Source organism: Marinobacter sp. ST-43, assembly GCF_030541085.1.
GTDB classification, from domain to species: domain Bacteria; phylum Pseudomonadota; class Gammaproteobacteria; order Pseudomonadales; family Oleiphilaceae; genus Marinobacter; species Marinobacter nauticus.
Genome location: NZ_JASSVO010000003.1, coordinates 292,561 through 313,069, shown reverse-complemented (window position 1 = coordinate 313,069; position 20,509 = coordinate 292,561). Strand labels below are relative to the sequence as shown.

General features: G+C 59.4%; 18 protein-coding genes. 8 read left to right on the top strand and 10 right to left on the bottom strand.

What is annotated here, in order from left to right:
* Positions 1-102 precede the first annotated feature (102 nt).
* A complete protein-coding gene (gene tesB, locus QPL98_RS07475; protein WP_011786999.1) occupies positions 103-963 on the top strand; it encodes an acyl-CoA thioesterase II in 861 nt (286 codons plus the stop codon).
* Here tesB and QPL98_RS07470 read toward each other — a convergent pair.
* The 3 genes from QPL98_RS07470 to QPL98_RS07460 form a co-directional block, all read right to left on the bottom strand.
* Positions 930-3,491, bottom strand: a complete 2,562-nt coding sequence (locus QPL98_RS07470) for an EAL domain-containing protein (RefSeq protein ID WP_303293018.1) — start codon at positions 3,489-3,491, stop codon at positions 930-932. The genes tesB and QPL98_RS07470 overlap by 34 nt on opposite strands.
* A gap of 107 nt (positions 3,492-3,598) precedes the next feature.
* Positions 3,599-4,045, bottom strand: coding sequence for a flavodoxin (locus tag QPL98_RS07465; RefSeq protein WP_011786997.1), 447 nt, complete (start codon positions 4,043-4,045; stop codon positions 3,599-3,601).
* Positions 4,046-4,112: 67 nt separating this feature from the next.
* Positions 4,113-5,207: a GGDEF domain-containing protein gene (locus QPL98_RS07460; protein ID WP_011786996.1), complete on the bottom strand. Its 1,095-nt coding sequence runs from the start codon at positions 5,205-5,207 to the stop codon at positions 4,113-4,115.
* 194 nt (positions 5,208-5,401) lie between these two features.
* Between QPL98_RS07460 and QPL98_RS07455 the strand changes: the two genes are divergently transcribed.
* Together QPL98_RS07455 and QPL98_RS07450 are read left to right on the top strand one after the other, a co-directional pair.
* The gene (locus QPL98_RS07455) at positions 5,402-6,967 is read left to right on the top strand and encodes an inorganic phosphate transporter (RefSeq protein ID WP_303293000.1); all 1,566 of its coding nucleotides are present in this window, start codon (positions 5,402-5,404) and stop codon (positions 6,965-6,967) included.
* A gap of 100 nt (positions 6,968-7,067) precedes the next feature.
* Entirely contained in the window at positions 7,068-7,334 is a 267-nt protein-coding gene (locus tag QPL98_RS07450) for a hypothetical protein (protein WP_014422855.1), read from the top strand.
* 69 nt (positions 7,335-7,403) lie between these two features.
* Here QPL98_RS07450 and panP read toward each other — a convergent pair whose 3' ends face one another.
* The 4 genes from panP to QPL98_RS07430 form a co-directional block, all read right to left on the bottom strand.
* Positions 7,404-9,080 (bottom strand): pyridoxal-dependent aspartate 1-decarboxylase PanP, encoded by a 1,677-nt coding sequence (panP, locus tag QPL98_RS07445; protein ID WP_303292999.1) that lies wholly within the window; start codon positions 9,078-9,080, stop codon positions 7,404-7,406.
* A gap of 178 nt (positions 9,081-9,258) precedes the next feature.
* Positions 9,259-9,606: a DUF503 domain-containing protein gene (locus tag QPL98_RS07440; RefSeq protein WP_273031786.1), complete on the bottom strand. Its 348-nt coding sequence runs from the start codon at positions 9,604-9,606 to the stop codon at positions 9,259-9,261.
* Between the two features lie 187 nt (positions 9,607-9,793).
* The gene (locus QPL98_RS07435) at positions 9,794-11,485 is read right to left on the bottom strand and encodes an isovaleryl-CoA dehydrogenase (protein ID WP_303292998.1); all 1,692 of its coding nucleotides are present in this window, start codon (positions 11,483-11,485) and stop codon (positions 9,794-9,796) included.
* A gap of 2 nt (positions 11,486-11,487) precedes the next feature.
* On the bottom strand, positions 11,488-12,117 hold the full coding sequence (locus tag QPL98_RS07430) for a TetR/AcrR family transcriptional regulator (protein ID WP_023009492.1): 630 nt from the start codon (positions 12,115-12,117) through the stop codon (positions 11,488-11,490).
* A 9-nt stretch (positions 12,118-12,126) separates the two neighbouring features.
* On the opposite strand from QPL98_RS07430, the gene QPL98_RS07425 reads away from it, so the two are divergent.
* The 5 genes from QPL98_RS07425 (at position 12,127) to QPL98_RS07405 (ending at position 17,332) form a co-directional block, all read left to right on the top strand.
* On the top strand, positions 12,127-12,390 hold the full coding sequence (locus QPL98_RS07425; RefSeq protein ID WP_036149906.1) for a hypothetical protein: 264 nt from the start codon (positions 12,127-12,129) through the stop codon (positions 12,388-12,390).
* Positions 12,387-12,608, top strand: coding sequence for a hypothetical protein (locus tag QPL98_RS07420; RefSeq protein ID WP_011786988.1), 222 nt, complete (start codon positions 12,387-12,389; stop codon positions 12,606-12,608). Before QPL98_RS07425 ends, QPL98_RS07420 begins: the two co-directional genes overlap by 4 nt.
* A 167-nt stretch (positions 12,609-12,775) precedes the next feature.
* On the top strand, positions 12,776-13,807 hold the full coding sequence (gene hemB, locus QPL98_RS07415; protein ID WP_226596024.1) for a porphobilinogen synthase: 1,032 nt from the start codon (positions 12,776-12,778) through the stop codon (positions 13,805-13,807).
* Positions 13,808-13,859: 52 nt separating this feature from the next.
* Positions 13,860-15,998 carry a polyphosphate kinase 1 gene (gene ppk1, locus QPL98_RS07410; RefSeq protein ID WP_153740242.1) on the top strand — a complete coding sequence of 713 codons (2,139 nt, stop codon included), beginning with the start codon at positions 13,860-13,862 and terminating at the stop codon, positions 15,996-15,998.
* A gap of 41 nt (positions 15,999-16,039) precedes the next feature.
* Complete coding sequence (locus QPL98_RS07405; RefSeq protein WP_011786985.1) at positions 16,040-17,332, top strand: DUF945 family protein; 1,293 nt, start codon at positions 16,040-16,042, stop codon at positions 17,330-17,332.
* Between the two features lie 77 nt (positions 17,333-17,409).
* On the opposite strand, the gene coaD is transcribed toward QPL98_RS07405, so the two are convergent.
* From coaD to QPL98_RS07390, 3 genes are all read right to left on the bottom strand, one after another.
* Positions 17,410-17,892 (bottom strand): pantetheine-phosphate adenylyltransferase, encoded by a 483-nt coding sequence (coaD, locus tag QPL98_RS07400; RefSeq protein WP_014422845.1) that lies wholly within the window; start codon positions 17,890-17,892, stop codon positions 17,410-17,412.
* A 288-nt stretch (positions 17,893-18,180) separates the two neighbouring features.
* Entirely contained in the window at positions 18,181-19,779 is a 1,599-nt protein-coding gene (locus QPL98_RS07395; RefSeq protein ID WP_303292997.1) for a GMC family oxidoreductase, read from the bottom strand.
* A 36-nt stretch (positions 19,780-19,815) separates the two neighbouring features.
* Positions 19,816-20,454, bottom strand: a complete 639-nt coding sequence (locus QPL98_RS07390; protein WP_303292996.1) for a hypothetical protein — start codon at positions 20,452-20,454, stop codon at positions 19,816-19,818.
* Positions 20,455-20,509: the final 55 nt, after the last annotated feature.

Genomic DNA, 20,509 nt, shown 5'->3' with positions numbered 1-20,509 from the left:
TGCTGGTAGCCGTTTGTCGTCTTTGGCAGTTTCAGCCGTTGCGAAATTTTCCTGTCTGGGGTAGAAAACCCGTTCGTGAGCTAACAAAAGACAGGAGCGCGCATGCTGGATGTAACCCGAAAACTGGTGGAGTTGCTGGATCTTTCCCCGATCGGAGACGATCATTTTCAGGGCGACAGCGAGGATCTGGGCTTTCCGCATGTATTCGGGGGGCAGGTTCTGGGGCAGGCCCTCATGGCGGCCAGCCGGACTGTCGAAAATCGCCTCTGCCACTCCCTGCACGCCTATTTTCTGCGCCCTGGCAATCACAGCATGCCGATCGATTATGAAGTCCAGCGGGTTCGGGATGGCGGCACGTTCTCGGTGCGCCGGGTGATTGCCCGTCAGGACGGCAAGGAAATCCTGACCGGTTCCATGTCGTTCCAGGTCGCAGAAGACGGGTTGGATCATCAGGTTGCCATGCCGGCAGCGCCGGATCCGGATACACTCAAGTCCGAGCAGGACTGGGGCAAGCTGATCGCAGATAAAGTGCCGGAGAAAATGCGGGACATGCTGACCCGTGACCGGCCCATAGAGATCCGTCCGGTAGACCCGATGAACCCATTCAAGCCGGAAAAGCGCCCGCCCCATCGCCAGAACTGGTTTCGGGCCCTCGGACCTTTACCGGATGACCCGGTACTGCATCGGTGTCTGCTGACTTATGCCTCTGACTTCTCCTTTCTGGGAACGTCCCTGACTCCTCACGGGCGCACCTTCATGAGCAAGAACATGCAGGTTGCCAGCCTGGACCATGCCATCTGGTTCCATCGGGATTTCCGTATGGATGACTGGCTGCTTTATGACAAGGACAGTCCGAGTGCCTCGGCGGGCAGGGGCTTCAATCGGGGCAATTTCTTTACCCGGGATGGTGTTTTGGTGGCCTCCACCACTCAGGAAGCACTGATTCGGGAACGTAAGGCCTGAGGATTGTAGTTGCCGAGCCAGTCAACCATTTCGTTAAAGGGTAGCGGTCGGGTTAGGAAGTAGCCTTGTACCAGATCGCACCCCATGTCGTGCAGCAGTGACAAGGTTTCCTCATCCTCCACCCCCTCGGCCACGACGGTGTAGCCGAGGCTGTGGCACATGTCGATGGTGGTGCGCACGATCACTCTATCCTGCTCCCGTTCCGCGATATCGGTAATCAGTGAACGGTCGATTTTGATTTCGCCGGCCGGCAACTGCTTGATGTAGGACAGGGACGAATAGCCGGACCCGAAGTCGTCAATGGAGAGCGGAATGCCCGCGGCATCAAGCGCATTCAGCGCCCGCAGGGAATTGGTAGGGTCCTGCATCATGGAGGTCTCCGTGACCTCGAAGGTGATGGCCCCGGAGTGGATCTGGTAGCTTTGCATCAACCGTTGCACGAACACGGCAAAATCCGGTTCCCGTAAATTGTTGGGCGAGATGTTGACGGCGATTCCGGCATCCCAGCCGATCTCCAGCAGCCGCCCGCGCATTTCCAGCGCCTCTTTCAGTACCCAGCGCGTCAGCGGTTTGATTAGCCCGGTCTGTTCGGCCACTGCGATGATTTCATCGGGCCGAACCGGCTGCTCCCGCCCTGGCCAGCGAATCAATGCCTCAAATCCGGTAATGGCTCGGGTACGCAGGCACAGCTTGGGTTGCAGGAACAGCGTCAGTTCGTCGTGATCAATGGCGTGCCGCAGGTCGGAGACCAGGGTCAGTCGGTCGGCGCTGTAGGAATCCCGGGAGGATTTGTAGTAGGCAATTCCGCGGTCTCGGGCGCGGTCAGAACCTTCGGCAATCACCGCGCGGCGAATCAGGGTGTTGGCGTCGTTTCCGTGAGTCGGGTAGAAAGCCACGCCGAGCTGTGGGTTCAGGGGAACCTGCATGCCAAGGAAATCTACCGGGTAGCGGATCTCTTCAATGCTGCGCAGCACGATTCTGGGTACCGACAGCGCCTGGTCAGCATCCACCACAAAGGCAAAGGTTTGCGGGTCGAGGCTGGCCAGGAAGAAGGTTCGGTTGTCGGTCTGCTCCAGAGAGATGGCCCCAGGTACATCCTTGATCACCGCGTTGTAGTGTTTGGAGGCCAGCTCCAGTATGCGGTCGGTGTTGCGGTGGCCCAGGGTCTTGGTGACCGCATACAGGTTGTCCAGATGGATGATGACCACGCCGAAGCGTTTGCCGCGCTGGCTCCGGATCAATTCGTTCAGGCGCATTTCATAGCTGCTGCGGTTAGGCAGGCCGGTGAGCGGATGATGCAGGGCCTGGTCCATCAGCCGGAGTTCGGCCGCGCGTCGGGCTTCAAGCGCCTTCAGTTCAGCCTCCTGGGCCAGCACTTTCTCCTGGCGTTCGTGATATATCCGGATGGCAAGGGCGAGGCTGAGGAGTATGGCCTGGAAGGCCGAGCCCAGCTGCATGCCATACACAGAGAAGAAGCTGGTGGCAATCAGACCGTACTTATTGGCGGCGGTAATGGCACTGCCCAGAGTGACGGCCCCCCAGGCCAGAGTGTAGTAAACCGCCTGTGGATTGCCTCTGGCCCACTGTATCGGCCCGACAACCGTTAACAGCAGGCAACTCGGCATGGCCAGAGCGACAGCCAGTCGGATACCCGTGCCATAGTCAATCACAGTTGTGGCAAGAGCAAGAGCCAGGGCGCCGTTTAGCAGGATAGTGCCGAGTATGAGTCGATCGAGTTGGGGGCTGCATTGCTCCAGTTTCAGAAAGGATCTGGCGAACATGAGTGTGAAAAGCAAGGCCAGTGGTATGGACAGGACCATGGCGTTGCTTTGCAGGCCAGGAAGCGCGGGCCAGATAAACTGGTAGGTAATACCGTTCAGGGTGCCGATCAGGATCAGGTAGCCCAGAGTCGAGAGTACGTAATAGAGGTAGATCGACTCCCTGAGCGCCAGGAATACAAACAGGTTGAAGCAGATGGCGGTAATCAGTATGCCGTAGTACAGGGCGTGAACCTGGCTTTCTACGGAGGTCTTCTCGAAAAAGCTGCGATTGTTCCACAGCCGTAGCGGCACCTGCATGGCACCGTCGGTGTCGATTTTCAGCAAGATGCGGTAGTCGTGACCGGCTTCAAGCTGGAACGGGAACAGGAAATGCGGATGTTCCACCGGTCGCTCCGAGAACAGCATGCGGTCGCCGGTCTGATAGCTCAGATGGATTTCGCCGTCCCGTAACAGATAAAAATCGATTCGATCCAGATGCGGGTAGGTGATCTCCAGGAGATTGGTGGTCTGGGGACGGGTGATGGGGAACCTCAGCCAGACCTGGTCACGGGTGTAACCAAAATTAGGCGTTTGTTCGTTCAGGATCTGCCAGTCGCCGGATTCCAGGGCCTGTTGCGGGCTGCGTTGGTCGTCCGGCGCCAGTCTCAGATACTCAATGGCTGGAATATAGCCATCACTGGCAGCCATAGCGGGAAGCGAAAGCGCCAGAAGAATCAGCAGGGCTGCCAGGGATCGGGCCAGTTGCATCAGAATCACAGGTTACCGTTCTTGTCGTTATGGCCTGAGTATGGCCTGTCGTCTGAGGCGGCTCAAGCCGTAACCGGCAGACTTTTGGTAACTTGTGTAATTATTGGTCAAATGCCGTTAATCCAGTTCCGTACCCAGGGCAGGGCCTCGGCCTCCGGCTCCAGAGTTTCCAACGCATCAATCCGCAGAGTGTCACCGACCTTGCGGGCGCCGGTTTCATAAAGCGCCTCTTCCATCAGATCTCCGGCACCGCAAAAGGTATCGCCGTAGGAGCTGTCGCCCAGCACGATCACGCCAAAGGGGCGGCCGGGTTGTTGGGGAAGTTGTTCGCGCAAATCCAGATAAAACGGTAACAGGTTGGCAGGGACTTCTCCCTGGCCGGTGGTGGAGGTGCATACCAGCAAGGCATCGTGGTTGTCGCTGATATCGGCCAGAGTTGGATTCTCCAGAACCGTGACGGTATGCCCTTCGGGTTCCAGTTCCTGCTTGATACGGCGCGCTGTCAGCAGGGCGCCCCCGTAAACGCTGCCGGTTAGAATGCGGATTGCTGCCATGACCACTGCCTGTGTTGGTGGGGTGGGAATATTCGGGAGCAGATAGTAATGGCGTGGCGGGTTCGGCTCAAGCCGGCGTCTGAGGGCTGGACCCGGTGTCCTGGCTCCTTACCCGGGGTGAAATTCGATTCCGACCGCTCTCCTTGGCGTTGTAGAGCTGCACATCTGCTTGCTTGAGTAATTCGTTGATCGATCCGGATTTGGAAATCGAGCATACCCCGGCACTGATGGTGACCGGCAGGGTCTGTTCCCGGTGGTGAAAACGGGTGGCCGCCACTTCGGCGCGCAGGCGCTCAGCCAGTGTGAGGGCCTGCAGCAAGGTGGTGTCGGGCAGTAGCAGCAGAAACTCTTCGCCGCCCCAGCGGGCAGCCACATCCGACTGGCGGACCATTTGCCGGACCAGATCGGCGAACTGGCGCAAGACCTCGTCGCCGGCATCATGGCCGAAATCATCGTTAATGCGTTTGAACAGATCCAGATCGATCAGTACAACGGAAAAATGGTGGCCGGAGCGCTCGAATCGCGAGAATTCGGTGTTCAGCCGGCCCTGCATGTCCCGCCGGTTGGCCAGCCCGGTCAGTTCGTCGGTGCGGGCAGCGTGTTCGTGGGCCTGAGCCAGTGCCACCAGTTTGTTGCGGGCCCGTAAACGTCCGGCTTCCAGCACGAAACAGAAGATTGACTCAAAGGTAAGCGTGGCGAAGAAACGGATCTTGAAGTCGGTACTGTATTCGGCACTGACGCCGGGCATATCGGGAAACTGAAAAACCAGAACGGCAAGCAGGTAGCAGAACAGCAGGATGGCGGTGCCACCCTTGAGGCTGGTCAGGTAGAACAGCAACGGTGGGAACACATAGAACCAGAGTGGGCCCGTGTTGCCCTCGCCGCCGGAGGCAATCAGGTAGGTAAACAGCAGGCCGACAATGACCAGCAGTCCCCTTTTCTGTACCGTTCGATCCCGGCGCCAGGCGTACCAGCCTATATTGGCGACAATTGGAACAACAAATGCCCAGAGCACCCATGCGTGCAGATGATGCTCGGCATACCACGCCTTGGCACCGATACCGGCCAGGAACAGGACCGCCATGGCTGACAGGCCATTGAGCAGCCGGGAGATCTGCAGCTCTTCATGCTCGCTGGACTGGATTTGGCTGGTATTCGTCATTAACTGTTGTTCTTTTTGACATATTTTCCGGAATTATGCGTCAAAAACCATCTGAATTGCAGCATTAACTATCAGGATTGTGAAGGGGGCCATCAACCGGGATTTGTTTCAATTTGATGGCAAAAAATTTATAGTTTGCCCCGGCGAATACTGCCGAAACCCCTTCTGTCCACAAGACAAGAGAATCAATTGGTATGGCCCGTTCCAGCAGCTTTCTGGATAACCTTCTCACCAGCCCCTCCACGGAACGGTACAGGGTCGGACTTAGCGTACTTTTCCTTCTTTGTGTCTGGCTTGTGGTTGGCTCCTTCAGCCAGGGCCTGCCTAACGCCATGTTATTGATGGCCGCCGCCGTTATCGGGGGCTACATGGCGATCAATATCGGGGCCAACGATGTGGCCAACAATGTTGGTCCGGCGGTGGGCTCCGGCGCCTTGTCGCTGGGGGCTGCCGTTCTTCTTGCCGCGGTATTCGAGGCGGCCGGCGCGCTGATCGCCGGTGGCGATGTAGTGTCGACTATCAAGGGTGGAATAATTGATCCGACTAGCCTGGAAGATCCGCGCGCCTTTGTCTGGTTAATGACGGCGGCCCTGCTTGCTGGCGCCCTGTGGCTGAACCTGGCCACCTGGATGGGTGCGCCGGTTTCAACCACCCACTCAATCGTTGGCGGTGTCCTGGGGGCTGGTATTGCGGCCGGGGGCTGGGCCATTGCCGATTGGGCGGTGATGGGCAAAATTGCTGCAAGCTGGGTGATCTCGCCGGTGCTGGGCGGTGCCCTGGCGGCGTTGTTCCTGTTCGCAATCAAGAAAACCGTACTGTACCGCCAGAATCTGGTGTCTTCTGCCCGTACCTTTGTGCCCTGGCTGGTGGCGATTATGGCCTGGGCCTTTGCCACCTATCTGATGATCAAGGGCGTCAAGAAGATTGTCAAAGTGGATATGGTGGAAGCCTCGGTGATCGGCCTGATTGTGGCGGGTGTTGTGTTTTTCGTGATGCGCACCCTCGTGGGTCGCAAGGCCTCGACCATGGAAAACAGTGCTAAGGGTGTGAATACCCTGTTCACCTGGCCGTTGATCTTCGCCGCAGCCCTGCTGAGCTTTGCCCACGGCGCCAACGACGTGGCCAACGCCATTGGCCCTTTGGCGGCCATCAATGATGCCATTCAGGCCGGTGGTGGTGTGGTTACCTCAGCGCAGATCCCGCTTTGGGTGATGCTGGTAGGTGCTCTGGGGCTGGCGGTCGGGCTGATGCTGTTCGGCCCGCGCCTGATTAAAACCGTGGGTTCCGAGATTACTGAGCTGGATAAGACCCGGGCTTTCTGTATTGCACTGTCTGCGGCACTGACGGTGATTCTGGCTTCCCAGCTTGGCCTGCCGGTCAGCTCCACCCACATTGCCATTGGCGGCGTTTTCGGTGTCGGCTTCCTGCGTGAGTACCTGAAATCCAACTACGCGACCCAGTTGCACAAGATCATCGAACAGCATGACCCGACCGATCAGGAGCGCCTCAAGCCGTTCCTGGATGATTTCCGTAATGCCTCTGTGGAGGAAATGGAGAAGCTGCTGAAGCAGGCGAAGAAGAAAAAGCAGCAGGTGCCTTTGTCCAAGTCGGAGCGCAAGCGCCTGAAGAAGATTTACCGCGAGGAGATGGTCAAGCGCTCCCATCTGGTAAAGATTGCCGCGGCCTGGATCATTACCGTGCCGGCGTCAGCGATTATGGCGGCGTTCCTGTTCTTTACCCTGCGTGGCCTGATGGTCTGACTGTTGTGCGGGGCTGGTGATGGCCCCGCGCTTTGTCCATACTATAGGCAATGCATCCGGCAGGCGTGGCCTGTCGCTATCCATATTCGGGGAGTAAAACATGAGTTCATCTGTCGAGAGCCGTCAGGCGCGGATGATTGAAGAGTTGCGGGTGTTCATCAAGAAAGTGATGAGTGATCCGACGATTGCCGTGAAGTCCATGGAGATTGCCCGCAAGTACAAGGGCGAGGCCAATGCCGATGAGCTGATGGCTCGTGAGATCAGTGCCAATACCACGATCCGGATTCCGGAGAACTGGAGTGAGGCCGACAAGATGTTTCTGGAGATCCTGCACGAGGTGCTGGATGACGAAGAGGCGCTTTATTGATTCTGGCTTTGGAGTAGGTTGGGGCTCCCACAAGCCCCGCCCCAAAGCTTTGAAGCGGCTTCGCTAAGTTCAGGCCTGCCTGGCCTCTTTCTGGTTCTGTTTCAAAACCGCCGCAGCCATCTGGTGCAGGATGGCCATTTCATCGGCAATGCCTTCATCCTTCGACAGTTCCCTCTGCTCCCTGAGAATGTCTTCCAGAATATCCGGCGTTGTTAACGGGTTGGCAAGAACCACCCGGAACACAATGCACGGGAAGTGGTAGTAACGGGCGGGCTCAAGTCGGGTTCGGGAGACGAATGCTTTGCCGCGTTCCCGTTGGGTTTTCTGGATGAACTTGGTGATGCGGTTCAGGCAGGTGTTCATCTTTTCTGCCTGCAGCTCATCGGCCATGGCCAGTGCCTGGCGTACATCTTCCGGGCAATAGCGGTAGGTCAGGATGTTCAGTTCCGGGCGGGTGACCAGTTCAAAATCCGGTTGTTCGTCGATCATCTCGGCGAAGGTGCGGGCTTTTTCGATGCCCTGATCGATCAGGATTTCGTAGCCTTCCCGGGCGAGTATTTTCAGGCCGGAGTGGATCAGCATGGACATGCCCGGCCGTGAGCCCTCCAGGGTGGTGCTGCCGAGGTCCCGGGAACCTTTCCGGATGATGTACTGGGCGTGGTGCTCTACCGCGCTGGCGAGGCTGGGGTCTTTGAAGACCACCAGGCCGGCACCCATGGGTACGTAAAGCTGTTTGTGGGCGTCGAAGGTGACCGAGTCGGCTTTCTCGATGCCGCGCAGCAGGTGTTTGTGGGTGCGGGAGAAAAGGGTTGGCCCGCCCCAGGCTGCGTCGACGTGGAAGTGGGCGCCGAATTCCCGGGCGATATCGGCCATGGCGTCCAGCGGGTCGACGTTGCCGGTTTCGGTGGTGCCGGCCACGCCGCAGATGGCCATGACTTTGATTTTCTGTTTCTGCAGCTCCAGGCATTTGTCGCGCAGGGCGTCGGTCTGGATGCGGTTGAACTCGTCGGTTTCCACTGGCACCAGGGCGTCCCGGCCAAGGCCGAGGACGTCGGCGGCCTTGCGCAGGGAGTAGTGGCCGCGTTTGGACACGACAATGGCGGCGCCTTCATGGCCGTAGTATTTCAGGGCGCGGAACAGGCCTTCTTCGTGCAGGCCGCGGAAGCTGCCTTCAGCGGGGAAGGCACGGTTGCGAGCCACCCACAGGGCGGTGAGGTTGGCGACCGTGCCGCCGGAACACATGGCGCCCAGGGCGTGCCGGGGATCGTGCATCCATTTACGATAGAAAGAACCGTCTTCCTGGTACACCAGCCGGTGTATCTGGCCCAGTACCTGGCGTTCCATGGGCGTGAACGCCTTGGAGGTTTCGGTTTTCACCAGGTTCTGATTCAGGGCGATCATGATCTTCGACAGCGGCAGCATGAAGTAGGGCAGTGCCGAGGTCATGTGGCCGATGAACGCGGGTGACGCGGTATGAACGGAGTTGGCCACCAGTTTGTCGAGCAGGAACTGGGTCTGCTCGGAGACGAAAACAGGTTTCTCCGGGATGACGTAGTCGGAGAAGTCTTTCTCGACTTCGGACAGGTCCCGTTCGATGGCGACGATGTGCTCCTGGAGGAATCCGGCCAGGTTACGGGAGATGTCCTGGTCGATCCGGCTCAGGGTCGACTCCGGCGCTTCGGGCACCGTGAACACGCGATACATTGCCTCTAATGAGGCCTGGGCGGATTTTTTCTTTCCGGTCATAGCACCACACACATTCAGTGGTATCCGATGGGTTGGTTCCGGAAACCCGTCGGATGGAGCCGGGCGTGGCCCGGTTGCGAAAATGTCTGCCAGCCGCCAAGCGGGGCATTGGTTCCCTGAGGCTGCGTAGTATAAGACCTGTCAGGCAATGACGCCATGCCTGGCGGGCCAGCGGGACCTACAGGATTTCCCGGTGCACATCCAGAATGGCGGCGTCGATGCGGTCCTGGATGTCTTTTTCGACCTGATCGAGGCGCTGGGTGATCTGCTGGGCGCTGGCGCCGAGGGCGGCGATGGTCCAGGTGGCACAGTCGAGGGCTTCCTGGTCGGCGGTTTCGGCCACGGCCAGGTCCGGTTCTTTGCCCCAGATGGCTTTCATGGCGGTGAAGGCTTTGCGTTTGGCTTTGAGGTCTTCGCAGCCGTAGAGCTGGAAGTGCAGGGTGAGGACGCCTACGTGGGGGGTAATATCCTGGTGCTGTTGTGGGGTTTTGCCTTCTTTCAGCAGTTTTCTAAGGGCGTCCGACATCGTGGCCTTAACCTTGGAGTTGGAACATGCGGGGGATGCCTTTCCAAAACACGCTGTGAATACTTCCCTGTACGCTCTGTTCCGCCATCCATGGCTCCACAAGGTTTTGGAAAGGCATCCCCCGCATGTTCATGAACCTTATAGGGGGAGTCCGGTTTGCATAACCGTTTTGCCTCCGTGAATGTCTTTAGCCTACTACAGGCGTCCCCCGTTTGATAATCGCCGCCGGGTTGGTGCCGGAGGGCAGGTTACCGTAGTTCATGCCGCCGCTGCTTTGCAGGCGGGAGGCGCAGAAGGCATCGGCGACGTGTTTGTCGCCAAAGCGCAGTAACAATGAGCCTTGCATGGTCAGGGCCATGCGGTCGACCAGGTTGCGGGCGCGGTACTGGAAGTCGCTGATGTCGGCGAAGTCGTGTTGCAGTTGTGCCAGGTACTGGTCGAAGCGGCTGTCGGTGCCTTTGGCTTCGGCGGCTTCTTTGAAGAAGGCGTCGAGGGTTTCCGGTTCTTTCTGCAGGGCGCGGAGGGTGTCCAGGCACTGGACGTTGCCGCTGCCTTCCCAGATGGCGTTAACCGGGGATTCCCGGAACAGTCGGGGCATGATGCAGTCTTCCATCACGCCGCTGCCGCCAATGCATTCCATGGCTTCGTAGGCGTGGTTGGGGGTGCGTTTGCAGATCCAGTATTTGCCTACGGGGGTGGCCAGGCGGGCCAGCAGGCGTTCCTGTTCGTTGTTCTGGTTGTCCATGGCCCGGGCGACGCGCATGGTGTAGGCGAGGGCAGCTTCGTTTTCGATGATCAGGTCGGCCAGGACGTTCTGCATCAGCGGCTGGTCGCTGAGGGTTGCGCCGAAGGCGCTGCGGTTGTGGCAGTGGTGCGTCGCCTGGGCCACGGCCTGGCGCATGCCGGCGGCGCTGCCAATCATGCAGTCGAAGCGGGTCATGGCGACCATTTCGATGATGGTTCTGACGCCGCGGCCTTCCTCGCCCACCATCCATGCCAGTGCACCGCGGATTTCCACTTCGCTGGAGGCGTTGGCAACGTTACCCATTTTGTTCTTGAGTTGCTGCACCTGCCAGGGGTTCTTGCTGCCATCCGGGCGCCATCTGGGCATCAGGAAGCAGGACAGGCCATTGGTGGTCTGGGCCAGTACCAGGAAGGCGTCGCACATGGGGGCGGAAACGAACCATTTGTGGCCGACCAGTTCGTAGGCCTGGCCGGGACCTTCCCGTCCTGTCGGGTAGGCCACGGTGGTGTTGGCGCGCACGTCGCTGCCACCCTGTTTTTCGGTCATGGCCATGCCGATGGTGACGGAGGTTTTGTCGCCGTCCGGCACGTTACGGCTGTCGTATTCGTTGGCCAGGATTTTCGGGGCCCAGAGTTTGGCCAGGTCTGGCTGGTTCTGGATGGATGGGATCGCCGCGAAGGTCATGGTGACCGGGCAACAGTGAGCGGCTTCCACCTGGGAGTGCAGGTAATACTTGGCGGCCCGGGCCACGTGGGCGCCTTTGCCCGGGTTGGTCCAGGGGGAGCTGTGCAGGCCGTTTTCCAAGGCCACGCGCATGAGTTCGTGGTAGGCCGGGTGGAAGGTGACTTCGTCTATCCGGTGGCCGTAGCGGTCGTGGGTACGGAAGCTGGGTTTGTTGGCGTTCGCCAGGTTGCCCAGCTCGATGGTGTCGGCCTTGCCGGCCCAGGCGCCGAAGCGGCTGAGGTCTTCGCTGGCGTGGCCGGCGCCTTCTCGCAATACGGCTTCCCGGAGCGCGCTGTCCTGTTCGTAGAGGTTATAGTTTTCCAGCGGTCGGGGCTGGTTGATGACCTCGTGAGTGGCTGACAGATAGTGGCTGTCGGCGTTGGACTCGGTCTTGCGCTGCGGGCTGTTCATGGTTAGCTCCTGGTGCCGGTTAACCCCCGTAGGCAGAAGCAAACGATGGTGTCGACCAGCTCATCTTCGTTGTTGTCGTGTCCCGGTGGTGTTTCTGTCTGGGTCGGTGACAGCGGCCCCACCAGGGATTCCGAGATGGCGCCAACCAGGCAGGTGCTGGTAAGGCGGGCATCCTGATCCGGTATGCAGCCCTCGGTTATGCCGCTCCGGATCGCTTGTTCAAACAGGTTGGCGTAGGCTTTGCGGTATACCAGTCGCTCTTCTTCGACTTTCGGGTCTACCGGCTCGGCAATCAGTGCCCAGGCTTTCATCGGGCCTTTCAGGGCCCGACGGGCGAACTGACGCAGAGCGTTGTCCAGGCGTTCAACCGCACTACCGCCTACCGCGAGTGCTTCGGCGACTTTGTCGACTTCACGTTGGGTGGCCAGGCGAAAGATTTCTGCAAACAGGTCCTCCCGTGACTCGAAGTGGCGGTAGATAGTGCCCGTGGCAACGCCGGCCAGCCCCGCGATGCGGGTAATGCGTGCGCTGCGGAAGCCGCCTTCGGATACGCACTCCCAGGTGCATTCAATGATCTTTTTCCGCGCTTCGGCTTTGCGCTGGCGCATTTTTTCAGTTTCGCGGTAGGCCATGCCGGCTCCTTGCAAGCATTGAATCAATATTCATTCTTTGTGTCAATTCTGTGTGCCGTTAAAGGGCTGTTATCTGATCTTTTAAAACAATGGGTTATCTCCAATTACAAAAAATTACAAAAAAGTGGTTGTCAGGAAATAGCGTCGGTCGTGAAAGCAGATTATAAAGACGCCAAGACGGGCCGTCAGATGGCCGGCAGTCGAGACGGGGTGCGTCTTCCAGAGCATCTGGCCACCCGTAAAGCTGTTTTCGTTGATGGAGATAAGCCATGAGTGAATTCGACGAAAGCAATCTGGAGCAGTCCAGCAACTGGACCAGCGACAGCGACGATAACCATTCCATTGCCGGCCGTGCCCGGGTTCGGGCCCAGTTGCAGGCAGATATTGAGGCCTTCCTGCAAGGCGGCGGAAAGATACAGGAGGTGGACACCACCTTCCGTTCTGATACCCCGCGCAAGGTGGAGATCGGGTTCAACAACCGTTCCCTCTGATGGCGTTTCCTCGCCGGGCAGCGGCTTCCGTTGCCCCGGCAACTCTGTTTTTCTGTCATCTCTTTGTCATCTGTCAACGGCACACTCGGCTCAGGCCTGCAACGGGCGGCTTCTGGGGTGTATGATGTCATCACTTTCCAAGGCCATCCATGTTCAGGAGGTTATCCGTGTCGAAGCCGCGTCTTGCGCACTCCAGTCGAGCCTATCCGTTCACCCGTTTGCGTCGCAATCGTGCCAGTGATTTTTCCCGTCGTCTGGTTCGGGAGAACCAGTTGTCACCCGATAACCTGATTTTCCCGGTGTTTGTGCTTGAAGGCGAGAATCAGCGTGAATCCGTACCCTCCATGCCGGGTGTCGAGCGCCTTAGCGTCGATCTGCTGGTGGAGCAGGCGGCGGAACTGGTAGAGCTGGGTATTCCCGCCTTGGCGCTGTTCCCGGTGGTACCAGCGGAGAAAAAGAATCTGTCCGGCTCCGGCGCGTGGGATTCTGATGGCCTGGCCCAGCGGGCGGTTCGTGCCCTGAAAAAGGCGCATCCGGAGCTGGGGGTGATTACCGATGTGGCGCTGGATCCGTTCACCACCCATGGGCAGGACGGCATTATCGACAACGATGGCTATGTGCTGAACGATGTCACGGTTGAAGCGCTGGTCAATCAGGCACTGTCCCACGCGGATGCCGGTGCCGATGTGGTGGCACCCTCTGACATGATGGATGGTCGGGTGGCGGCTATTCGAGAAGCCCTGGAAGGGGCAGGCTATGTGAATACCCGGATTCTGGCCTACTCTGCCAAGTATGCGTCCAGTTATTACGGGCCGTTCCGGGATGCGGTCGGCTCGGCTGCCAACCTGGGCAAGGGAAACAAAGCGACCTATCAGATGGATCCGGCCAACAGTGATGAGGCCATTCATGAGGTGGCCATGGATCTGGCTGAAGGCGCCGATATGGTGATGATCAAGCCGGGCATGCCCTATCTGGATATCGTGCGCCGGGTGAAAACCGAACTGCAGGTGCCAACGTTTGTGTACCAGGTCAGTGGCGAATACGCCATGCATATGGCCGCAGCTCAGAACGGCTGGCTGGATGGCGATGCGGTGATGATGGAGAGCCTGATGGCCATGCGCCGGGCCGGTGCCGATGGCATTCTGACCTATTTCGCCGTGCGCGCCGCCAGGCTGATGCGGGAACGACAGCGATCATAACCGGGCAGCGGCTGGTGGCCGAAGCCCGCCTCAACGATGGATACAAAGAGCAATGACAAGCGAAACCGTGACAGAGACAGGCAGTGAACAGAGCGTCCCGGCGCCGGTAGATCTTCCACCCGTTGGTGAGGAATTGAATCTGGATGCGAGCGAAAACTACTTCAACCGCGAACTGAGCCAGTTGCAGTTCAATTACCGGGTGTTGAAGCAGGCGCTGGATACCACGCACCCTCTGATCAATCGTCTGATCTTCTGCTGCATTTTCAGCAGCAACATGGATGAGTTCTTTGAAATCCGGGTGGCGGGCCTGCGCCAGCAGATGAAGTATGGCCGTGAAACCGTGGGTGTCGACGGCATGCTGCCGGAACAGGTGCTGGCGGAGATCAGCCGCGTTGCCCACGACTATATCCACGAACAGTACGATATTCTCAATAATGTCCTGATTCCGGAGCTGGAGCAGGAGAACATCCACTTTGTCCGGCGCCGCGAGTGGACACCGGCCCAGGCCGAGTGGGTGCGCAATTACTTTGACGAGGAAATTCTGCCGGTGGTCAGCCCGATCGGGCTGGACCCATCACACCCGTTCCCCCGCCTGGTGAACAAGAGCCTGAACTTCATCGTTGAGCTGGACGGCAAGGATGCCTTTGGTCGTGAGACCGGGATGGCGATTGTGCCCGCGCCCCGCTCCCTGCCGCGCCTGGTGCGCTTGCCGGATGAGGTGTGCGAGGGTGGTGACAACCTGGTGTTTCTGTCGTCCATGATTCACGCCCATGCTGATGAGCTGTTTCCGGGTATGGAGGTGAAGGGCTGTTATCAGTTCCGGCTGACCCGGAACGCGGACCTTGAGCTTGAAGACGATCTGGAAGACCTGGCGTCGGCCCTGCGCGGCGAGCTGCTAAGCCGTCGGTTTGGCGATGGCGTTCGCCTTGAGGTGGCGGATAACTGCCCGGAAGAGCTGGTGCAGTTCCTGCTCCGGGAGTTCGGCCTGACCGAGCGGGATCTCTACCAGGTCCACGGCCCGGTAAACCTGACCCGCCTGATGGCGGTGGGTGGCCTGGTGGACCGGCCAGACCTGACCTATTCCAGCTTCTCGCCGTCGATTCCTCGCCAGATTCGTAGCAAGGAATCCATGTTCGATGCCATTCGCAAACGGCCCCTGCTGCTGTTACATCCCTATGAAAACTTCAGCCCGGTGGTGGACCTGCTGCGCCAGGCGGCCAAGGACCCTCAGGTGCTGGCCATTCGCCAGACGCTCTATCGCACCGGTGCCGACTCGGAAATTGTTGAGGCCCTGGCCGATGCCGCGCGTCGAGGCAAGGAAGTGACGGCGGTTATCGAACTGAGAGCCCGTTTCAGCGAGGCCGAGAACCTGGAGTTGGCCAGTCGGCTGCAGGAAGCCGGCGTGATCGTGGTTTACGGTGTGGTCGGGTACAAAACCCACGCCAAGATGATCCTGATTGTCCGCCGGGAAGAAGGCCGCCTGCGGCGCTACGTGCATCTGGGCACCGGTAATTACCATGCCGGGAACGCACGCCTGTACACCGACTACAGTTTCATGACCTGTGACGAGTCCATAGGCGACGACGTCAACAAGCTGTTCCAGCAGTTAACCGGCATGGGCAAGGCGTTGAAGATCAAAAAGCTGTTTCATGCGCCGTTTACCTTGCACAACCGTCTGATCAGTCTGATCGAACGAGAGGCCAGCTATGGTGAGCAGGGGCGGATTATCTTCAAGTTCAATGCCCTGACCGAGCCGCAGATGATCAAGGCCCTGTATCGGGCCTCCCAGGCCGGGGTCAAGATTGATCTGGTCATCCGTGGCATCTGCTGCCTGCGTCCGGAAGTGCCGGGACTCTCGGACAATATCCGGGTGCGCTCGGTGATCGGCCGCTTCCTGGAGCACACGCGGGTGTACTATTTCGGTAATAGTGGCCGGCCCGAGGTGTATTGTTCCAGTGCTGATGGCATGGAGCGCAATCTTCTGCACCGGGTCGAAACCGCGTTCCCGGTTGAGGAGCCCGCGCTGATTGCACGCCTGCGGGAAGATCTGGATACCTATCTGGCGGACAATTGCCAGGCCTGGGTGTTGCAGCCCGATGGCAGTTACATTCAGAATCAGCCCGGGGAAGGCGAAGAGCGACTGGCATCACAGCTGGTCCTGCTGGAGCGTCTGACCGGCAAACCCAACTGAGGCCGGTGGGCCGGCACCGAAATAATCACAGGACGGATACCTTGAAACTGAAAAAATGGACGCTGGCCGGTCTGGCCGTACTGCTGGTGGCTGGCGGTGCTCCCTGGGGTGTGGGCTATGTCACCGAGCAGCACTGGCGTGAAGCAACACTGGAAGTAAACCGGGCCCAGCCCTTTCTGAATCTTGAGACCGAGCAGTATCGTCGTGGTGTGCTTGGTTCCGAGGTATCCGCTACCGTGACCCTGAGAGATCCTGAGACCGGTGATTCTCACACCATAGCCATCGAAATCCAGGTGTCCCATGGCGTCACCGGCAGCCTGATGGATTTTCGCCCGCGCCAGGGGTGGCAGCCAGAGGGTGCTGACTGGTTTCCGGACGATGAGCCCAGTCTGACGCTGGAAACCCGGCTCTGGGGCAGCGCCACGCTTGAGCTGACAGCACCGGTGATGGACATTGATAACCCGGAGCGGGAAACCTCCCTCAAGAGCAGTGGCGGTCTGGTGCGGATTGATGTTGGGCGTCTTGGTGAAGCGGCAGACTTGCTGGTGGTCTGGCCGGCTATCCGCCTCAGCGATCCGGAAATGGATGTGACGATCGATAACGTCCATATGGAACAGAGCATGGAATGGCTGGTGGGGGATATCTGGACCGGCGCTGGCGTGATGACCGTGGATAACCTGACCTTGCAGGGGGCTCAGGCTCCCGCAATGACCTTGGCCGGGATGTCGCTTGAAAGCGCCAGTGATGCCCGCCAGAACGGCGAGCGCCTGGACTCGCAGGTTACCCTGTCGCTGGAATCGGCCGCTCTGGCGGATCAGGCCTTTGGGCCGCATCGGCTGGAGGTGGCGCTGGAGAACCTGGATGTGGCCAGTTGGAATGACTTCAGTGGCGCCATGGCGGATATGCAGGCACTGGCTTTGACCGCCGGAGACGACCCGAGGGCCGCGTTTGAACAACAGATGGCGGTGATGCAGCGTTTTAACGAAGCCCTCCGCAGTCTTGCTGCCGAAGGATTTTCCATGGGGATCCGGGAGCTCAGTCTGGCAACGCCTGAAGGGGAAGTTACCGGCTCACTGGACATCAGCCATCCGGAGCTCTCCGATCAACAGCGTGACAACATGTTGATGGTCATGCAGGCGCTGACCGGGAGTGTGAATTTCAGCATGCCGGTTGCCCTTGCGGAAGACTATCCCGCCGTGCGTATGCAGGTGGCGCCGTTGATCAAACAGGGCCTGCTGGTTCAGAACGGTGAGCGCCTAGTAATGGATGGCCGGATGGAGGATCTGGTACTCACCGTCAACGACGTGGAAATCCCCCTGCCTCCGCTGCTCTGAATCTCAACGACCCGCCAGCTGCTGGTACTTCGCCATCAGCTGCGCTTCGGTGATCATCAACGCCCTTCAGATTTTCCTCAGGATTCGCTGAACTTCTGTTGCAGGGCTTCTGCCACAGCCGGGTCTACAAACTCGGAAATGTCCCCGCCCAGCGAGGCAATTTCGCGAATCAGGGTGGAGGAGATGTAAGAGAGGTGGTTGGCGGGCGTCAGGAACACGCTCTCAACTTCCGGCGCCAGCCGGCGGTTCATGTCGGCAAGCTGGAATTCATATTCAAAGTCAGAAACCGCGCGCAGTCCCCGCAGGATAACGGAGGCGTTTTGCTCGCGCACGAAGTCGGCGAGCAGGTTGCTGAAACCGGTGACGCTGACGTTGGGGAGGTGTGCGGTGGCCTTGCGGACCAGTTCGCAGCGTTCTTCAAGATTGAGAAGTGGCTGCTTTTTGGGGTTGTAGGCGACGGCGACGACAATTTCATCGAACATGCGGCCGGCCCGTTCGATGAGGTCGGTGTGGCCGTTGGTGATGGGGTCGAAGGTGCCGGGATATATGACTTTGGGCATGCACAGCTCCTTTTGTTGGTGAGCCGTAGGATAGCAGCATTGCCTTTGGGGCTGTAGTCCGGAGCGCCGACAATCTGTTTTATGACTCTGGTGCTGGCGCAGGTCGGGGGCGGGTTTCCGGGAGACGCTACAAGCACATCCATGTGCGCTTCTTTCGGGCCGTCCATGGCCCTCAAGACTCCCGGAAACCCGCCCCCGACCTGCGTGATCAACTGGAGTGCTGGCCGCCCCGGCCTCCTACTTCAGACTCCTTATTGCCTCTCTGGAAGGTGGCCTCTTAATCGCGGTTCAGGCAGAGTTGGCAAGCCTCTGCGCCAGTCTCGAGCTGTTCCTCGCTGCCAACGCATACACCGACAACTGCGGGTTTGCACCGATGCTGGTGGGAAAGATGGAGGCATCGTGGATGTTCAGGTTGGCGATGTGGTGATGCTCACCGAAGCCATTCACCACCGAGGTTTCCGGGTCTGTGCCCATGCTGCAGCCGCCCATCTGGTGCGCGGTGAACAGGCGGGCGCGGTGGGGTTTCATGGGCAGGTTGTTGATGGCGTCTCTGGCCTGGTTCCAGCTGGTGTACCAGTCAGAGTCCAGGTGCATGGCCTGGACGGCTTCGGCGCCAGCGGCGAACTGAATTTCGGCCATGGTGAGGTAGGCTTTGCGCAAGCCTTGCCAGAGGTAGTCGGTAATCGGATAGTCCAGTACCGGGCTGCCGTCGTCTCTGAGTGATACTGTGCCGCCGGGGCTGTCCGGGTGGAAGCCGTCGCGCAGCAGGGCGATGACTGATTGCATCCAGGGCAGTTGGCCCAGGTTGTCTCGCTGTGGCTGGCCGTGGCCGGGTACCACGCCGGCTGCCATGGCCGGGTGCAGGGGCGGTACTTCCAGTTTGTAGCCTGCCGGGCCGTCGGTGCCTGCTTTGAAATTGAATTCGTCCGAGTAGATGGACTGGGGAGCGCCGTAGAACGGGTCGATTTTCGCCGGCATGCGGGCGACGGTGGCGTTGACCGGATGGATGAACGATCGCTTGCCCACGCGCTGGTAAGGGTCGGGCAACTGCGAGCGAAGCAGCAGGCCGGGGGAGCCAATGGCGCTGGCGGCGACCACGAATTGCCGGGCTTTCAGGGTGACCATAATGCCGGATGGGGTGACGCCATCCGGGCCCATGGCGGAGGCGAGCAGGTGGTCGATCCGGTCCTGACTCATCACCAGGCGTTCTGCCCGCAGACCGTGGAAGAGCTGTGCTTTGTGATCCAGTGCGCCCGGGATGGTGGTGAGTAGTGCCCCCTGTTTGGCGTTGGTAGGGCAGCCCACGCCGCAGTAACCGCTGTTCCAGCAGCCTTTGACGTTTCTTGGGATTACCTGCCAGGAGTAGCCGAGTTTTTCGCAGCCCTGGCGCAGGATGTCGTTGTTCAGGTTGGGTGGGGTTTCCCAGGGCGCCATGTTGTGGCGCTGCTCACGGCCCTCAAACCATGGGGCCATGGCGTCCGGTGCCAGTCCTTCGAGGCCGAGCTCCTGGCTCCAGTAGGTGAGCGTTTCGTCCGGGGTGCGGAAGCTACTGGTCCAGTTTACCGTGGTGGAGCCGCCGACACAGCGGCCCTGCAAAATCGCGATGGCGCCATCGGCGGTGACCCGGCTCATGCCTTCCTGGTAAAGATTGGCGTAGGACGTCAGCTCGTCCATCTTGAAGTCTTTCTGATAATACAGTCGACCCTCTTCCACCAGAATAACCGACAGCCCCTGACGGGCCAGGATCTCCGCGGTTGTGCCGCCCCCGGCACCGGTGCCGATAACCACAACATCCGCCTCTACCGTGCGGTTTTCGCTCAGTTTGCTGGCGTCGGTCACATTCCAGCCGGCAGCCAGTCCCCGGGCAATGGGATCGTTCATGGACATACTTCGCTCCTTAATACGATGGGTATCCGGGGTTTCTCAAACGGCAGGTTTGAACTGTGGCAAGGCATCCACCATCCAGGCGGGAGGCCCCGGATAACCAGACAGGTGCCAGTGGTCTTCATGCCCATAGAAGGCGACGTTGCTGATCTTGGTCAGGGCAATGTAGCCGTTGTTCAGCAGTCCGATCCGGCTATCGCGCCAGCGCCGCAGAAACGCGTCGGCATCGGCGGTACTGACTGAGGGCCAGTCTGACCATACCCGGGCCAGGGCGATCCGGGTGGGGGCAAAGTTAAGCAGATCAAAGAGCTTGCGCAGCTCCTGCTGGTTCGCCGGGCCGAACTTCACAATGCCCTGGTCGATCCGTTCAATCGTTCCGGCAATGGCAAAGCGACGCTGGTTCGGTTCCTCCGGCAGAGCTCCGGCAAACATGGCCGGCAACAGGGCCTCGAACAGGGCGATGTCATCCCGGCTCAGAAACTGGAACTGGTAGCGGGCGTCCATGCGGCTGTCGACCGAGCTGACCCGGCCTGCGGGGGCCGTAGCGCAGCCGGTTAGCCCGGCAGAGAGGCTGATGGTGTTCAGGAACACCGCGCCGCCTAAACCGGTTTTGAGGAAACTGCGGCGGTCCAGAGAGGATGCGTTGGGCGAGCTGTCTGTCGAAACTGGGTCTGTCATCTGATTGTTGGCCGTTTTGTTATCTTTTTTTTGCGCGTTGCGAAACGTTTGATCG

What these genes read in the sequence shown, in the direction of transcription:
- tesB (WP_011786999.1), top strand. Translation starts at nt 103, where the DNA reads ATGCTGGATGTAACCCGAAAACTGGTGGAGTTGCTGGATCTTTCCCCG.
- QPL98_RS07470 (WP_303293018.1), bottom strand. Translation starts at nt 3,491, where the DNA reads ATGCAACTGGCCCGATCCCTGGCAGCCCTGCTGATTCTTCTGGCGCTT.
- QPL98_RS07465 (WP_011786997.1), bottom strand. Translation starts at nt 4,045, where the DNA reads ATGGCAGCAATCCGCATTCTAACCGGCAGCGTTTACGGGGGCGCCCTG.
- QPL98_RS07460 (WP_011786996.1), bottom strand. Translation starts at nt 5,207, where the DNA reads ATGACGAATACCAGCCAAATCCAGTCCAGCGAGCATGAAGAGCTGCAG.
- QPL98_RS07455 (WP_303293000.1), top strand. Translation starts at nt 5,402, where the DNA reads ATGGCCCGTTCCAGCAGCTTTCTGGATAACCTTCTCACCAGCCCCTCC.
- QPL98_RS07450 (WP_014422855.1), top strand. Translation starts at nt 7,068, where the DNA reads ATGAGTTCATCTGTCGAGAGCCGTCAGGCGCGGATGATTGAAGAGTTG.
- panP (WP_303292999.1), bottom strand. Translation starts at nt 9,080, where the DNA reads ATGACCGGAAAGAAAAAATCCGCCCAGGCCTCATTAGAGGCAATGTAT.
- QPL98_RS07440 (WP_273031786.1), bottom strand. Translation starts at nt 9,606, where the DNA reads ATGTCGGACGCCCTTAGAAAACTGCTGAAAGAAGGCAAAACCCCACAA.
- QPL98_RS07435 (WP_303292998.1), bottom strand. Translation starts at nt 11,485, where the DNA reads ATGAACAGCCCGCAGCGCAAGACCGAGTCCAACGCCGACAGCCACTAT.
- QPL98_RS07430 (WP_023009492.1), bottom strand. Translation starts at nt 12,117, where the DNA reads ATGGCCTACCGCGAAACTGAAAAAATGCGCCAGCGCAAAGCCGAAGCG.
- QPL98_RS07420 (WP_011786988.1), top strand. Translation starts at nt 12,387, where the DNA reads ATGAGTGAATTCGACGAAAGCAATCTGGAGCAGTCCAGCAACTGGACC.
- ppk1 (WP_153740242.1), top strand. Translation starts at nt 13,860, where the DNA reads ATGACAAGCGAAACCGTGACAGAGACAGGCAGTGAACAGAGCGTCCCG.
- coaD (WP_014422845.1), bottom strand. Translation starts at nt 17,892, where the DNA reads ATGCCCAAAGTCATATATCCCGGCACCTTCGACCCCATCACCAACGGC.
- QPL98_RS07395 (WP_303292997.1), bottom strand. Translation starts at nt 19,779, where the DNA reads ATGTCCATGAACGATCCCATTGCCCGGGGACTGGCTGCCGGCTGGAAT.
- QPL98_RS07390 (WP_303292996.1), bottom strand. Translation starts at nt 20,454, where the DNA reads ATGACAGACCCAGTTTCGACAGACAGCTCGCCCAACGCATCCTCTCTG.